The organism is Hymenobacter ginkgonis, from assembly GCF_009755225.1.
Classification (GTDB): domain Bacteria; phylum Bacteroidota; class Bacteroidia; order Cytophagales; family Hymenobacteraceae; genus Hymenobacter; species Hymenobacter ginkgonis.
In genome coordinates, this window is record NZ_WQKZ01000005.1 from 218,853 (window position 1) to 233,337 (window position 14,485).

Below are 14,485 nucleotides of genomic sequence, written 5' to 3' on the forward strand. Positions count from 1 at the left end.
GGAGGGTAGGAATAGCTAGCCCTCACCCTAAAAGAACGTTCTGCTGAGCTGGCGAAGCACCGCTATTGCATCAGCGGGAGAATCCGTTAGTGCGGTAGTGATGCTTCGCCAACTCAGCAGAACAGCTATTATTTATTCAGAAGTAGAAAATACGGTGGATACCTTTTCAACTCTTACGCTTCTTGCTATCGAATCTAGCTGCGACGACACTGGCGCGGCCGTGTTCCGCAATGGCCAGCTGCTCAGCAATGTAGTAGCTGGCCAAGCCGTGCACGAGCAATACGGAGGGGTAGTGCCCGAACTGGCCTCGCGGGCGCACCAGCAGCACTTGCTGCCCGTGGTGACGGCGGCGCTGCGCCAAGCTGGCATCAGCAAAAACGAGCTCGATGCGGTGGCCGTTACCCAGGGGCCAGGGCTGCTGGGCTCCTTATTAGTAGGGAATCTGTTTGCCAAAACCCTGGCCCTGGCTTTGGGCAAGCCCCTGCTGGCCGTCAACCACATGCGGGCGCACATTTTAGCGCATTTTATTCGGGCGCCGCGGCCGGCTTTTCCCTTTCTGTGCCTCACCGTGAGCGGCGGCCACACGCAGCTAGTGGTAGTGCGCAGCCCGGCCGATATGGAAATACTGGGCCAAACCATCGACGATGCAGCTGGCGAGGCCTTCGACAAAACCGCCAAGCTGCTCGGCTTGCCCTACCCCGGCGGCCCGCGGCTAGACAAGCTGGCCCAAACCGGCAACCCGCTCCGCTTTCCATTTCCCGAAGGCGCGCTCGAAGGCTACAATTTTTCCTTCAGCGGGTTGAAAACGTCGGTGCTGTATTTTCTCAAGAAGCAAACCGCCGCCAACCCCGCCTTCGTGCAGGAAAACCTGGCCGACCTCTGCGCCAGTATTCAGCACACGATTGTGCAAACGCTTCTGCGCCAGCTCAAGCGTGCGGCCTACGCTACTGGTTTGCGGCAGGTAGCGCTGGCTGGGGGGGTAGCAGCTAATTCGGGCCTGCGCCAAGGCTTGCAGGCGCTGGCCGAGGCTGAAGGTTGGGAGGTGTTTATCCCCGATTTTGAGTTTTGCACTGATAATGCAGCGATGGTAGGCCAAGCCGCCCTATTTCAGTACGAAGCCGGCGATTTCGCTAGCCAGCTCACCAGCCCCGACCCGCGCCTGAAGCTGACGTAGCCAGCCCTACCCCCCACTTATTCGTAAAGCTCCGCCAATACCTTTACGCCCACGCCGATTGCCTCTGCGGAATCTGCCCAATCTGCAAAATCAGCGCTTATTATGAAAGACAAGACGCCCGCCAACATTAACATCAAGAATCGCCGCGCCACCCACGAATACACGATTCTGGCCAAGTACGACGCGGGTATGATGCTGCAAGGCACCGAAATAAAAAGCATCCGCGCTGGCGAAGTCAACCTGCAGGATGGCTACTGCACCTTCGACCACAAGGGCGACCTGTGGGTGCACAGCGTGCGTATTGCGCCTTATACCTTAGGGACTTACAACAACCACGACGCCATGCGGGCCCGCAAGCTGCTGCTGAACAAGCGCGAACTGCGGCAGCTCGCCAGCAAAAGCCAAGACGCGGGCCTAACCATCATTCCGCTGCGCTTGTTCGTGACCGACCGTGGCTTTGCCAAGCTCGAAATTGCGCTGGGCCAGGGCAAAAAGCTCTTCGACAAGCGCCAAGACCTCAAGGCCAAGGATGAAAGGCGTGAAATGGAGCGCTTCGTTCGCTAACTGGCAATTACTCATTTACTTATTCACGCATTGAACTACGGTATTTGCGCGCTCAGCGCCGTTCCCGTCCGCGCCGAGGCCAGTGATAAGGCCGAGCTGGTAACCGAACTGCTTTTTGGTGACTGTTACACCGTGCTACTCACGCAGGGCAACTGGCTGCGCATCGAAATTGCCGCCGATAACTACTTGGGCTGGATAGATTTTAAGCAGCATTGCCCGGTAAGCCCGGTTTACTTCCAAGCCTGGTGCGCGCAAGACCACCCACGGGCGCTCGACGTGGTGCAGGTGGTATCGGATGCGGCTACGCGCCAGCCCATCACGCTTGGCTGCCGCCTACCCTTCTTCGACGGCATGACCCTGAGGCTGGGCGACGACCGCCCGCTATTCTATAACGGCCAAGCCACCAATACGGGGCAGCCCTGCCAGCCCGAGCGCCAGCTAGCACTGCTGCGCAAAATGGGGCAGCACTACCTGCGGGCGCCCTACGTGTGGGGCGGCAAAAGCATTTTTGGGCTCGACTGCTCGGGCCTCACCCAGCAGCTATTTGGCTTGGTCGGTGTGCAGCTACCCCGCGATGCCCGCCAGCAGATTGAACGCGGCGAAACCGTTGATTTTGTGACGCAGGCTCGCCCCGGCGATTTGGCATTCTTCGACAATGCCGACGGTGCCATCGTGCACGTAGGGCTCGTGCTCGACGATAGCCTCATCTTGCACGCCCACGGCGAAGTGCGCCTCGACCCGCTCGACCACCACGGCATTTTCAACCGCGACCGGCAGAAATATAGCCATAAGCTGCGCTTAATCAAGCGGGTATTGTAGGGTAAGGGACGAGGGCAGGAAAACCGTCTTGCTGAACGAAAGGAAGCAGCTTCACCGCGCCGTTGGATTAGTCGTCCTAACAGCGCGGTAAAGCTGCTTCCTTTCGTTCAGCAAGACGGTCTTATGCAGCTTACCACTGTATCGGTTGTTCGCCGTTCTTTTCGAGCCACGCATTGGTTTGGCTAAAGGGCTTCGAGCCGAAGAAGCCACGGTCGGCTGAGTAGGGCGAAGGGTGCGCAGCCTTTAAAATCAGGTGTTTGCGCTCATCAATTAGCTCTGCCTTTTTTTGCGCATAGGCTCCCCAGAGGATGAACACGACGTGCGGCCGGCCCGCCGACACCTTGCGAATAACTTCGTCGGTAAATTCTTCCCAGCCTTTCTTTTGGTGTGAGCCGGGGGTAGCAGCCCGTACAGTGAGCGTAGCATTGAGCAGCAGCACGCCTTGCTGGGCCCAGCGGTCGAGGTTGCCATTGGGGGGGGGAGGGGTGCCAGGAATGTCGTCTTGCAGTTCTTTGAAAATATTTTGTAGCGATGGTGGCGTGCGTACCCCTTCATTTACCGAAAAGGCCAAGCCATGCGCCTGGTTTTTGCCGTGGTAAGGGTCTTGGCCCAGGATAACGACTTTCACCTCATCAAACGGGCAGGCGTCGAAGGCGTGAAAAATCTGCGAGCCGAGCGGGTACACAGTGGTGGTAGCGTACTCGCCCCGCACCCAGGCCGTGAGCTTCTGAAAATAAGGCTTTTCGAACTCGGCCGCTAATACCGGCTGCCAGCTTTCGGCAATTTTAACCATGATGGGAGAAGAAAGGGATTCAGGATAAAAAAAAATAATGGCGCTAGCGAGTTGTTAGAGGCTAAGCTGCTAAATAAAACCAAAGTTTCGAGACCACTGTTAGCCCCGTAGCGTAATTTCGCCGGCCGCCGCTATGCCTACTACCACTACGCAGGGCGTAACCGTTACGGTTACGACCAATTACTTGCCAGATTACTCCAGCCCTGCGCAGGAGCATTTTGTTTTTGCCTACCGCATTGAAATCCGCAATGACAGTGCCTTTACAGTCAAGCTATTGCGGCGTCATTGGTACATATCCGATGCCAGCACGGCTACCCGTGAGGTAGAAGGCGAAGGAGTGGTGGGCCGCCAGCCCGTGCTCGAAACCGGCGAAATCCACCAATACGTGAGTGGCTGCAACCTAAAGTCGGGGGTAGGGAAGATGCGCGGTACCTACCTTATGGAGCGCCTCGCCAACGGCGAGCAGTTTCGGGTTAATATTCCGGAGTTTACGCTCGTGGTGCCGTTCCGCTTGAATTAGCAGTTTCGCAAGTCGTGTTACCCCTAGAGCGGCTGCTCCGCGCAGATTCGCACCCTCGCAAGTCCGAAAAGTGGCAGCCCTGGATGTAGCATGACGTTCTATAAAGACGCTTGTACCAACTTTTTTCTTACTTCCGCTATTGGATGCGCTCGGGCAATGCGCACGGCCTGCATTCGCCTTTCGTGTTCGGGCTGTACACCACAGTTATTCGCCACGATGGCCAATTCGCGGCATTTGAGCGTATTGAGGCTCGGCGCAAAGAGCTGTTGGCCAGTGCTGACAGCATTGCCGTAGCAGATTTTGGGGCTGGCTCGCAGGTAGCAGGCGCGGGTGGGCAGCAGCGCCGCCTGCGCGACATTGCCCGCCACGCCGCCAAGCCGCCGCGCCTGGCGCAACTATTGTTTCGGCTCGTCAATCACTTTCGGCCCGCTACTATCCTGGAACTGGGCACGTCGCTGGGCCTAACCACGGCCTACTTGGCGGCGGCCGACTCGCGCAGCCACATTATCACGTTTGAGGGCTGCCCGAATACCGCATCCGTGGCCCGCGACACATTTGCTAAGCTGGCGCTGAAAAATGTGCAGCTAGTAGAAGGCAACCTCGACGCCACGCTACCTACCACGCTGGCTAGCCTGCCTACCCCCCTCGATTTTGTGTTCTTCGACGGCAACCACCGCTACGAGCCTACGCTGCGCTATTTCGAGCAGTGCTTAGCTAAAGCCCATGAAGACAGTGTGTTCGTGCTAGATGACATCCACTGGTCGGCCGAAATGGAGCGGGCCTGGGAAGCAATTAAAGCCAATCCTGCCGTGACGATTACGGTCGATTTATTCTACGTGGGACTGGTGTTTTTCCGCAAAAAGCAGCCGCGTCAGGATTTTAGCTTGCGTATTTGAAGCCAGATTGCAGTAGCTAGACCGAAGCCGCTAACTGCTGCAACAGCGTTTCTCGCTGAGGTCGTTCTGCCGTTCGGGCGACGAGGATAAAGTGGAGTAGGCGTGTTGCATCAATGCCTACGTAAGAGAGCGATAGATTGAGTTCTTGAAAACCAAGCTCCTTATTAAGCTCGGCTACAGTTTGTCGAAACTTGCCCTTTTTTCTCGACGGTTCAAACTCCTCATTAACTACCAAGCAAATGAAAGTTTGCTTATGCACTTCGGATATATAAGCATCTTGGATGATTTCCCAGTTGATAAAATCATGATGGGTTGTGCGGTCAAAGATGCCGAGCTCATTAATGATAATTTGTGGTCGCCTGTCGAATAGCTGGTATAAACCAGCAGGATACCCTAAGCCGAAAAATAAAATAGCAAGCCAAGCTATCAGTTTTGGGCTATCTGCCTGATTCAGCATGAGGATTCCGGCTGCTACGAATAGCGAGCAGAGAAACATTAACCTAATACCCTTCCAGCGTGACTTATAAAATTTAATTTCCGGCATTGCTTAACTGTAAGACGTTTAGCAAAGAGAATATAAATTTCTAAGCATTCAGGCCGTGCGGGTCGATGTCGCCGGCGGGGCGCACGGCTTCGCGCACGCGAGTAAGGCGCTGGAGTAGCGCTTCGAGCTGGTCGAGGGGCAGCATGTTGGCACCGTCGGAGAGGGCGGTAGCGGGGGTAGGGTGCGTTTCGATGAATAAGCCATCGGCGCCCACGGCAATGGCCGCTTTGGCAATGGTTTCGATGAGTGCGGGCTGGCCACCCGTGACGCCGCTAGCCTGGTTGGGCTGTTGCAGCGAATGCGTCACGTCCATCACCACGGGCACTCCAAATTGGCGCATGGTGGGCAGATTACGAAAATCTACTACCAAGTCGCTGTAGCCGAACGAGTTGCCGCGGTCGGTAAGGATAACGTTAGGATTGCCGGCGCCATTTACTTTATCCATGGCCCAGCGCATGGCCTCGCCGTTCAAAAACTGGCCTTTCTTGATATTCACCACTTTGCCGGTTTTAGCAGCGGCCACCAGCAAGTCGGTTTGGCGGCAGAGAAAGGCCGGAATTTGCAGTACATCGACGTACTCGGCGGCCCGAGCAGCCTCGTCCGATTCGTGAATATCGGTCACGGTTGGCACGCCAATTTCACGCCCTACTTTTTGCAGAATGCGCAACGCCGTTTCGTCGCCAATGCCCGTAAACGAGTCGAGCCGCGAGCGGTTAGCCTTGCGGTACGAGCCCTTGAAGATGTAGGGAATCTGCAACTTATCGGTGATATGCTTGATGCGTTCGGCAATGCGCAGCGCCATGTCTTCGCCCTCGATGACGCACGGCCCCGCCATTAAAAAGAACTGGCCGGAGTTGGTGTTGCGGAAGTGGGGTAGGGCTTTGGCGAGGGAGGCGAGCATGAGCGGGAGCGAGCTGAAAATTTAGAAGAGGGTAGGGACGCGAAGAGCTGCGCCGCAGGATTACAGTTTTTGTAGGCAAATAAACAGCTCGCGGCCGGCGCGAGCAGGCAAGGAGTTGTACGCAGTGTCAAAGTGAATAAACGCGAAATACGGCTCAAAGTAAGCGCGGTATTCCTCGCGGCTGCCGCCAAACGGGGGCTCGGTAGCGCCCGCAAATGGGGTATCGAAAAGCAGGCCGGCCAGCTTGCCGCCGGGCCGTAGCAGCGCGGCGCACTGCTGGGCGTAGGCTGGCCGCAAAGCAGGGGGTAGGGCGCAAAAGAAGGTTTGCTCGATGAGTAAATCAAACGGCTCGGTTGGAGCCAGCTGGAAGAAATCGGCCTGCCACAGATTTTCCGGCGGAAAGCCGGGCACGCGGTCAGCTAGCTCAGCTAAAGGCTCGGGGGCAAAGTCGGCCACCATCACGTGCCGGAAGCCGCGCTGGTGCAGATACTCCGCTTCGTAGCCGCGCCCGGCCCCCGGAATCAGGATGCGGGGCTGCGGCCCTACCCCCAGCTGGTCGAGATAGGCTTGCAGCGGCGGCGTGATGCGCCCAACGCTCCAGGTATCGCGGCCAGCTGTGGCATAACGGCCTTGCCAATAAGCAGCATCGAAGGCAGAAGAAACTGTTTGCATGGCAGCCAAGTATACACGAAACCAGCGCGGGGTAGAAAAAAACGCTATTTTTACCCGCCACAAAGGTAGGAGCCGGCCTCGGCTGGTCCTGATTTTTCGCATCTTTCACCTTCGTTCTCTCCCACATGGACCCTCAACAGGAATATCCCGAACCCCGCAAGAACAACAGCCGCGTCCTACTCTGGGTCGCGCTCGTCCTCGTGCTGCTAGGCATCAACGGGGTGCTTTTTTACCTGAATACCCAGAAGAAAACGGAAAATGAGCAGCTCACTACCCAGGTGCAAGTGACTGACAATAAGCTGCAAGCTCAAATTAAAGAATTTGAAGACCTCAAAGCCAATTACGAGCGCCAAAGCCAAGACCTGCAAAAGCTAGGCCTGAGCAACGACTCGCTCCAGGCTCGCATTGCCGGCATCAACGCCGACTTGCTGAAGCTGCGCTCGTTTAAAGCGGGCTCGTTTTCGGTGGCCGAGCAGCAGCGCTTCAAGCAGCGCGCCCTCAACCTGGAAAGCCAGCTGAAAAAGAAGGATGACCAGATTGCGGAGCTGAAGCAGTCGAACGAAAACTTGTATACCGAAACTACGACCCTGAAGGAACGGCAGAATAAATTGACCGACACCATCAGCACCATTGCCAAAACCAACCGCGACCTGAGCGATAAAGTAACGATAGCCTCACGCCTGCAAGCCGATAATATTCACGTAAGTGTACTGAATAAGAAGGACAAGGAGAAGGACGACGACAAGGAGGAGTTTAAGGCCAAGAAAGTGGACCGCGTGAAAGTGACCTTCAATTTGGCTCGCAATGACGTGTCGCCCAAAGAAACCAAGCAGATTTACCTGCGCATTTTGGAGCCCGACGGTGCGGCGCTGTATAACCTGAGCACCGGCGGTGGTACGTTCACCGTCGATGGCCAGGAGGCCTTCTATACCATGAAGCAAGATGTGGTGTACGACAACACCAAGCAAGCGCTGAACTTTGTGTATGCCAAAGGCGGCGACTACAAAATTGGCCAGCACACGGTGGAACTCTACGAGGGCGGTGCCCTAATGGGCAAGACGGTGTTTACTTTGAAATAGAAGGTTTTAGCTGAGCTAAAAAAACAGAAAGAGCGTCCTGCTGAGCTGGTCGAAATATCTTGTTTGCCTCGTTGGGTTTAGTAACCCAGCGGCGAGAGCGAGATGCTTCGGCCAGCTCAGCAGGACGTTCTTTTTTATAAATAGAACGTTCTCACCATCCCCCCAAAAACTAGCTAGCGCAATGCCTGAGCAAGCCTTTATGAGTTGGAGTGGGGGTAAGGATTCGGCCCTGGCGCTGCACCATGCCCTGCGCGACCCGCGTTACCACGTCAGCGACCTGCTCACGAGCGTGAATGCGCACTACCAGCGCGTATCGATGCACGGCGTGCGGATAGAGCTGCTCGAAGCGCAAGCCCAGCGCCTTGGGTTGCCGCTCACGCAGTTGCTGTTGCCCGAAATGCCTTCTATGGCCGACTACGACCACGCCCTGCTTACAACGCTGACGGAACTACGGCAGCAAGGCGCTACCCACGTCATCTACGGCGACATTTTTTTGGAGGACCTGCGCGCCTACCGCGAGCAGCAGTTGGCGCGGGTGCCGCTGCACGGCGTGTTTCCGCTGTGGCAAATGGCGAGCGGTGCTATTTTGCGTGAGTTTTTGGATGAAGGTTTTCAGGCAATAATCGTGTGCGTGAACGACCGCTACCTCGACGCCAGCTTTTGTGGCCGGCTGCTCGACCGCGATTTCCTGCGTGACTTGCCGCCTGGCGTAGACCCCTGCGGCGAGAATGGCGAGTACCACAGCTTCGTGTTTGATGCACCGTATTTCAGCCAGCCCATTGCCTTCACAAAGGGCGAATTGGTGCGCCGCACCTACGCGCCGCCCGCAGGCAGCGCTACCGATAGGGGGGTAGGCGACCCCTTCGCGGCAGGCTTTTGGTACTGCGATTTGCAGCCAGCATAAGCTGCGGCGGGGCAAGAGTAGCGGAGGTAGGCAGATTCTAGGATTACTGCCGACTTTTGCTCGTCTCATCCCTTGCCGTATTTCCGTTGCGCACCAAATACCTTTTGCTCTTCCTGTTGCTGGTGGGGCCGCTGCTGGCGGTTGGCCAGCGCCGCTCGGCTGCCCGGCCCACCAAAAAAACGGTTGCCCTGAAGCCCGCGCCAGTTTCGGGTACTACCCCTGCCTTTTTGCGCTACCTGCATTCTCCCTGGGTTGATAGCCTGATGCGCACGCTCACACCCCGGCAGCGGGTGGCGCAGCTATTTATGGTGGCGGCTTACTCAAACAAGCCTGCTATTTACCAAGACTCTATTTCCACGCTGATAAAGCAGTACGGCATTGGGGGCCTCATCTATTTTCAGGGTGGGCCAGTGCGGCAAACGCGGCTGCTCAATCGCTTCCAAAGCCAAAGCCAGGTGCCGCTACTAGTGGCGATGGACGGCGAATGGGGCGCCGGCATGCGCCTAGACAGCGTGCTGCGCTTCCCGTACCAGATGAGTTTGGGCGCGGTGCCGCAGGCCGATTCGGCGCTCATCTACGAGATGGGGCGCGAGGTGGCGCAGCAGTTTCGGCGGCTCGGCATGCACGTCAACTTTGCGCCCGTAGTCGATGTCAATAATAACCCGGCCAACCCGGTCATCGGCTTCCGCTCGTGGGGCGAAGACCCAGTGGCTGTGTCGCGTCTTAGTCGCCTGTATATGAAAGGAATGCAGGATGCGGGCGTGTTAGCCGTAGCCAAACATTTTCCTGGCCACGGCGACGTCGATGCCGACTCGCACCTCGCCCTACCCCTCGTGCGGGTAGATAGGGGTAGGCTCGATTCGTTGGAGCTGCCGCCCTTCAAAAGCATGATTAGCAGCGGTATTGGCGGCATGATGGTGGCCCACCTCAACGTGCCAACCCTCGACACGTCGGGCGACCCTAGCACCCTGTCGAAGCTTATCGTAACGGGCGTGCTGCGCCAACAGCTTGGTTTTAAAGGGGTAGTGTTTACGGATGCCATGAATATGCAGGGCGTTATCAAGCGGGTGCCGCCCGGCGAGGCCGAGGTGCGGGCGCTGCTAGCTGGCAACGACGTGCTGGAATTCAGCAAAAACGTGCCCCTTGCCCTGCAAACTGTGCTGGCGGCCGTAGACAGCGGCCGTATTTCGCAGGCACGCATCGACGAAAGCTGCCGCCGCGTGCTGGCTCTCAAGCAGTGGGCGGGCCTGAAAGCTTACCAGCCCGTATCGGAGCAGCATATTTTCGAGGACCTAAACCCCGCGCACGCCCGCTACGTCAGCCACCGACTAACTGAGCGCAGCATCACCCTGCTGCGTAACCAACACACTATCTTGCCCTTGCAGCGGCTTGACACCCTGCGCATTGCCACGCTGGTACTGGGGGGCACGCCTGGCGATACAACTGATTTTCAACGCGCCGTGGCCGACTATGCGCCGGTAGTGCACTTCCACCTGCCCGCCGCACCCACGCTGGATGAATTGGTGGATATTCGGGCCAAGCTGTTTTCGTATGATGTGGTGCTGGTGGCCCTGCAAAGTCTGGGCCGCCTGCCCGCCACCAGTTTTGGCATTACACCCGAGGACAACTTGCTGCTGCGCGAGCTAACCAAACCCGGCCAGCAGGTAATACTTAGCGTATTTGGCTCGGCCTACGCCGTGGCGAAGGTGCGCGACTTCGACCGTGCCAGCGCTGTGGTGCTGGCCTACCAAGAAAGCCCGCAAGCGCAGGAACTGGCGGCCCAACTCATTTTTGGCGGCATCGGCGCCAGTGGAAAGCTGCCGGTGACGGTCGCTAACAACCTGCCCGCCGGCTTCGGCCTCAGCACCACGCCCGGCCTGCGCCTAGCCTACGCTCATCCCGAAGATGCCGGTATGGACCGGCGCCTCGAAGCCCGCGTCGATAGCCTTATGCAGCAAGCGCTGGCCGCCCAGGCTACCCCGGGTGGCCAGGTGCTCATTGCTCACCGAGGAGTGGTAGTGTTGCGCAAAAGCTATGGCTATCAGGCTGCTATAAGTGGGGCTGCGTCGCCAGTAGCCGCTACGCCGACTGGCATAGTGGCGTCGGCGGCGGGTAACTTTGGGAGTGAGCCAGGCGCCGCTGGGGCTAGCTCAGTTGCCGCTGCTCCCCGGCCAGTTGGCCCGCGCTTGGTGCAGAATACCGATGTATACGACCTCGCGTCGCTCACCAAAGTGCTGGCATCTACGCCGGCGCTGCTTAAGCTACAAGAGCAAGGCAAATTCAGCCCAGACAGTACGTTGGGCCAGTTCTTTCCTTTTCTGCAAAAGACGAATAAGGCCAACCTGAAGCTGCGCGATGTGCTAGCCCACCAGGCCGGGCTGCCCGCTTGGATTCCGTTTTGGAAGGCGCTAACCAAACCCGATGGCACGCTGCGCCGCCGTTGGTTCCGGGCTGATTCGTCGGCGCGGTTTCCGCTGCCGGTGGCGCGCGGGCTGTGGGGTAGGCGCAAATTGCCGGCTTATATCTACGCCCAAATTGGGGCGGCGCCCCTCAATGCCAAGCCGGGCTACGTGTATTCCGATTTGTCTTTTTACCTCTACCCCTGGCTGGTGCAGCGGCGAACGGGCCAGCACTTTGAGGATTTTCTGACCAAGCACATATACCGGCCACTGGGTTCTAACCTGCATTTTCAGCCCCTGCACCATTTTGCCGAAGGCCGCCTAGTGCCTACCGAGTACGACTCGCTGTTCCGCCGCCAACTGCTGCGCGGCTACGTCGACGACGAAGGCGCGGCGCTGTTGGGCGGCATTTCGGGCCACGCGGGGCTCTTCGGCTCGGCCAACGATGTGGCGCAGCTCGCGCAGGCCTACGCCTGGGGCGGGCGCTACGGCGGCCAGCAAATCTTCCAAGCCAATGTGCTGGCTGATTACACGCGCTGCCAATTTTGCGGCACTGGCAACCGGCGCGGCTTGGGCTTCGACCGGCCCAGCCGGCCTGCCGCCGGCAACACAGCGCCCGGTGCCTCGGCTAGCAGCTTTGGGCATTCGGGCTTCACAGGCACGTATTTCTGGGTCGACCCCGAAAAGGAATTAGTAGTGGTGGTGCTGACGAACCGCGTCAACCCTTCGCGGCGCAACAATAAGCTGAGCCAGCTGAACGTGCGCACCCAGATTCAGCAGGTGGCCATTGAGGCTATTCGGCCGTAGGGGAGGGGGTAGGGCCGGCTAGCCTTAAGCTTGGTGCACGCGCTGCTCGGCTAGCAGCCACGCCACGGCTTCAGCCTCGGTAATGCATTGGTTCATGCGGAACGGCTCGTCGGCATGATAGGTATGCGGCTCGGGCACGGTATTGTCGTGCTGAAATTCTTGACGCAAGCCAGGAGCCATAAAGTACACCAGGCGCACAGGCGGCCCCAACTCGCGCACGAGCTGGTTGTAATAAGTGTGGAGCAGCCAGTCGAGCATGGCTGGGGCACTGCGGTGCCGCCGCCTGATGTCGAGCAGCCAGTAATGCGCGTCGTACTGGCGAGCAGTAGCCAGCAAACAGTCGTAGCCACGCAGCGCCTCTTCTTCGGTAACGAGGCGCAACCAGCGGCCCACTAAGATGCGCAAATCGGGCTGATAAGTAACGTCCAGATAGTCAGAAGAAGAGCAGGCGATGGTCATGAGCTGGCAGGGGGGTAGGGCTAAGCGGTGGCTGCCACTACGCGTCTCAACGCCGGCGAACCGCGAAGTGTTCAGGCTTGCGAAAGGTGGTTTCCCGGCGCGGGCGGCGTCGGAAGCGGGGTAGGCTGCTATCTTCCGCCCACCAATTTTCCCACCCACTCTTCCCTTGGCCATGCAAGGATTAATGATGCCTACCCCCCTGCGCATTGCAGGGCTCATCGAACACGCCGCCAAGTGGCACGCCGATACCGAAATTGTATCGCGCCTGCCCGAAGGGGGGCTGTTTCGCTACACCTACGCTGCGGCCCACCAGCGCGCCAAGCAACTGGCTAATGTGCTCACGCGCCTGGGCATCCAGCCCGGCGACCGCGTGGGTACGCTGGCTTGGAATACGCACCGGCATTTCGAGTTGTACTACGGCATTTCGGGGCTGGGCGCGGTGTGCCATACCATCAACCCCCGCCTGTTTTTTGAACAGTTAATTTATATAATTAATCACGCCCAAGACCGGCTGCTGTTCTTCGACATTACCTTCCTACCCCTCGTCGAAAAGTTAGCTCCGCACTGCCCCACGGTCGAGCAATGGGTGCTGCTAGCTGGTTCCGAGCATTTGCCTACTGCCTCAACTTTACCCCGCCTGAGCAGCTACGAGGCGCTGCTGGCCGCCGAAAGCGCCGACTACGAGTGGCCACTATTTGAGGAAAACACCGCCTCATCGCTCTGCTACACCTCTGGCACCACTGACGAGCCGAAGGGAGTGCTCTATTCGCATCGCTCTACGCTGCTGCACTCGTACGCAGCCTCGCTGCCCGATTGCTTCAATTGCGGCGCGCGCGACGTGATTTTGCCCGTCGTGCCCATGTTCCACGTCAATGCCTGGGGCATTCCGTACCTGGCGCCGCTCAATGGCTGCAAGCTGGTGCTGCCGGGCCCCGCGCTCGACGCGGCCAGCCTCTACGAACTGTTTGAGCACGAAGGCGTCACGTTCTCAGCTGGCGTGCCCACCATCTGGTTTGGGCTGCTGCAATACATGCGCGAAGGCCAACGCCAGTTTAGTACGCTGCGCAAGATGATAGTGGGCGGCGCCTCGTGCCCGCCGGCCCTACTGCAGGCCTTCGATGAAGAACTGGGCATCGAAATCCGCCACGCCTGGGGCATGTCCGAAACCTCGCCGCTCGGCACCGTCAGCACCCTCAAAGCCCAGCACCTCGACCTGCCCGAAGAAGCGCAATTCTTCTTTAAAATCAAGCAGGGCCGCAGCATTTTCGGCATTGATATGGAGATTGTGAACGACGCCGGCCAGCCGCTGCCGCACGACGGGGTAGCGTTTGGCGACCTGCTGGTGCGCGGTCCGTTTGTGGTGAGCGACTATTTTGGCGCCACTTCACCCGGCCAGCTCACGGCCAACGGCTGGTTCCGCACCGGCGACGTGGCCACCATCGACGCCGACGGGTTTATGAACATCACCGACCGCTCGAAGGATGTTATCAAGTCGGGTGGCGAGTGGATTTCGAGCATCGACCTCGAAAACCTGGCCGTGGCGCACCCCGCCATCGTGGAGGCGGCCGTCATCGGCGTGCCGCACCCCAAGTGGAGCGAGCGCCCCCTGCTAGTGGTGGTGCGCAAACCCGGCCACGACGTGTCAGCTGAGGAACTGCTAGCGTTTTTCGACGGCAAAATTGCCACCTGGTGGAAGCCCGACGCCGTAGAGTTTGTAGCGCAGTTGCCCCACACCGCCACTGGCAAGCTGCTCAAAACGCAGCTGCGCAAAGACTTCGCAGACTATGAATTGAAGTAATCAATTCGTAGAAACAAACAGCGCGGACTTTAAGGCCGCGAGTATCAGGTAAACTGACATGTGGCCTAAAAGTCCGCGCTACTAAGCAACTGGTAAAGCATTAAAAAGCCCCGCTGGCACTAGGCCAGCGGGGCTTTTTAAGCTTGCTACAGAAGT

At 58.3% G+C, this 14,485-nt stretch carries 14 protein-coding genes; 9 read left to right on the plus strand and 5 right to left on the minus strand.

All coding sequences use genetic code 11. From position 1 onward, the window contains the following. The first annotated feature begins 100 nt into the window (after nucleotides 1-100). From tsaD to GO988_RS19620, 3 genes are all read left to right on the plus strand, one after another. Complete coding sequence (gene tsaD / locus GO988_RS19610; protein WP_157568756.1) at nucleotides 101-1,174, plus strand: tRNA (adenosine(37)-N6)-threonylcarbamoyltransferase complex transferase subunit TsaD; 1,074 nt, start codon at nucleotides 101-103, stop codon at nucleotides 1,172-1,174. A gap of 102 nt (nucleotides 1,175-1,276) precedes the next feature. Beyond that, on the plus strand, nucleotides 1,277-1,738 hold the full coding sequence (smpB, locus tag GO988_RS19615) for an SsrA-binding protein SmpB (RefSeq protein ID WP_157568758.1): 462 nt from the start codon (nucleotides 1,277-1,279) through the stop codon (nucleotides 1,736-1,738). 30 nt (nucleotides 1,739-1,768) lie between these two features. Continuing rightward, on the plus strand, nucleotides 1,769-2,557 hold the full coding sequence (locus tag GO988_RS19620; RefSeq protein ID WP_157568760.1) for a C40 family peptidase: 789 nt from the start codon (nucleotides 1,769-1,771) through the stop codon (nucleotides 2,555-2,557). Nucleotides 2,558-2,687: 130 nt separating this feature from the next. Here GO988_RS19620 and GO988_RS19625 read toward each other — a convergent pair whose 3' ends face one another. Beyond that, a complete protein-coding gene (locus GO988_RS19625) occupies nucleotides 2,688-3,353 on the minus strand; it encodes a uracil-DNA glycosylase (protein WP_317164939.1) in 666 nt (221 codons plus the stop codon). 130 nt (nucleotides 3,354-3,483) lie between these two features. Between GO988_RS19625 and apaG the strand changes: the two genes are divergently transcribed. Then, the gene (gene apaG / locus GO988_RS19630) at nucleotides 3,484-3,870 is read left to right on the plus strand and encodes a Co2+/Mg2+ efflux protein ApaG (protein WP_157568764.1); all 387 of its coding nucleotides are present in this window, start codon (nucleotides 3,484-3,486) and stop codon (nucleotides 3,868-3,870) included. Between the two features lie 110 nt (nucleotides 3,871-3,980). Then, entirely contained in the window at nucleotides 3,981-4,766 is a 786-nt protein-coding gene (locus GO988_RS19635; protein ID WP_317164934.1) for an O-methyltransferase, read from the plus strand. A 16-nt stretch (nucleotides 4,767-4,782) separates the two neighbouring features. Here GO988_RS19635 and GO988_RS19640 read toward each other — a convergent pair whose 3' ends face one another. The 3 genes from GO988_RS19640 to GO988_RS19650 are packed head-to-tail and all read right to left on the minus strand — an operon-like array spanning nucleotide 4,783 to nucleotide 6,883. Continuing rightward, complete coding sequence (locus tag GO988_RS19640; protein ID WP_157568766.1) at nucleotides 4,783-5,310, minus strand: STM3941 family protein; 528 nt, start codon at nucleotides 5,308-5,310, stop codon at nucleotides 4,783-4,785. Nucleotides 5,311-5,350: 40 nt separating this feature from the next. Further along, nucleotides 5,351-6,211 carry a 3-deoxy-8-phosphooctulonate synthase gene (gene kdsA, locus GO988_RS19645; protein ID WP_157568768.1) on the minus strand — a complete coding sequence of 287 codons (861 nt, stop codon included), beginning with the start codon at nucleotides 6,209-6,211 and terminating at the stop codon, nucleotides 5,351-5,353. A 60-nt stretch (nucleotides 6,212-6,271) separates the two neighbouring features. Then, entirely contained in the window at nucleotides 6,272-6,883 is a 612-nt protein-coding gene (locus tag GO988_RS19650) for a methyltransferase domain-containing protein (protein ID WP_157568770.1), read from the minus strand. A gap of 125 nt (nucleotides 6,884-7,008) precedes the next feature. Here GO988_RS19650 and GO988_RS19655 point away from each other — a divergent pair, with 125 nt between their 5' ends. The 3 genes from GO988_RS19655 (at nucleotide 7,009) to GO988_RS19665 (ending at nucleotide 12,072) form a co-directional block, all read left to right on the plus strand. After that, nucleotides 7,009-7,962 (plus strand): hypothetical protein, encoded by a 954-nt coding sequence (locus tag GO988_RS19655; RefSeq protein WP_157568772.1) that lies wholly within the window; start codon nucleotides 7,009-7,011, stop codon nucleotides 7,960-7,962. A gap of 181 nt (nucleotides 7,963-8,143) precedes the next feature. Further along, entirely contained in the window at nucleotides 8,144-8,866 is a 723-nt protein-coding gene (locus GO988_RS19660; protein WP_232341605.1) for an adenine nucleotide alpha hydrolase, read from the plus strand. Between the two features lie 56 nt (nucleotides 8,867-8,922). Next, nucleotides 8,923-12,072, plus strand: a complete 3,150-nt coding sequence (locus GO988_RS19665) for a glycoside hydrolase family 3 N-terminal domain-containing protein (RefSeq protein ID WP_157568774.1) — start codon at nucleotides 8,923-8,925, stop codon at nucleotides 12,070-12,072. 24 nt (nucleotides 12,073-12,096) lie between these two features. On the opposite strand, the gene GO988_RS19670 is transcribed toward GO988_RS19665, so the two are convergent. Further along, complete coding sequence (locus GO988_RS19670) at nucleotides 12,097-12,531, minus strand: hypothetical protein (protein ID WP_157568776.1); 435 nt, start codon at nucleotides 12,529-12,531, stop codon at nucleotides 12,097-12,099. Nucleotides 12,532-12,703: 172 nt separating this feature from the next. Here GO988_RS19670 and GO988_RS19675 point away from each other — a divergent pair, with 172 nt between their 5' ends. Next, complete coding sequence (locus GO988_RS19675; RefSeq protein ID WP_198172919.1) at nucleotides 12,704-14,329, plus strand: 3-(methylthio)propionyl-CoA ligase; 1,626 nt, start codon at nucleotides 12,704-12,706, stop codon at nucleotides 14,327-14,329. Nucleotides 14,330-14,485: the final 156 nt, after the last annotated feature.

What these genes read in the sequence shown, in the direction of transcription:
- tsaD (WP_157568756.1), top strand. Translation starts at nt 101, where the DNA reads ATGCTTCGCCAACTCAGCAGAACAGCTATTATTTATTCAGAAGTAGAA.
- smpB (WP_157568758.1), top strand. Translation starts at nt 1,277, where the DNA reads ATGAAAGACAAGACGCCCGCCAACATTAACATCAAGAATCGCCGCGCC.
- apaG (WP_157568764.1), top strand. Translation starts at nt 3,484, where the DNA reads ATGCCTACTACCACTACGCAGGGCGTAACCGTTACGGTTACGACCAAT.
- GO988_RS19640 (WP_157568766.1), bottom strand. Translation starts at nt 5,310, where the DNA reads ATGCCGGAAATTAAATTTTATAAGTCACGCTGGAAGGGTATTAGGTTA.
- kdsA (WP_157568768.1), bottom strand. Translation starts at nt 6,211, where the DNA reads ATGCTCGCCTCCCTCGCCAAAGCCCTACCCCACTTCCGCAACACCAAC.
- GO988_RS19650 (WP_157568770.1), bottom strand. Translation starts at nt 6,883, where the DNA reads ATGCAAACAGTTTCTTCTGCCTTCGATGCTGCTTATTGGCAAGGCCGT.
- GO988_RS19655 (WP_157568772.1), top strand. Translation starts at nt 7,009, where the DNA reads ATGGACCCTCAACAGGAATATCCCGAACCCCGCAAGAACAACAGCCGC.
- GO988_RS19660 (WP_232341605.1), top strand. Translation starts at nt 8,144, where the DNA reads ATGCCTGAGCAAGCCTTTATGAGTTGGAGTGGGGGTAAGGATTCGGCC.
- GO988_RS19670 (WP_157568776.1), bottom strand. Translation starts at nt 12,531, where the DNA reads ATGACCATCGCCTGCTCTTCTTCTGACTATCTGGACGTTACTTATCAG.
- GO988_RS19675 (WP_198172919.1), top strand. Translation starts at nt 12,704, where the DNA reads ATGCAAGGATTAATGATGCCTACCCCCCTGCGCATTGCAGGGCTCATC.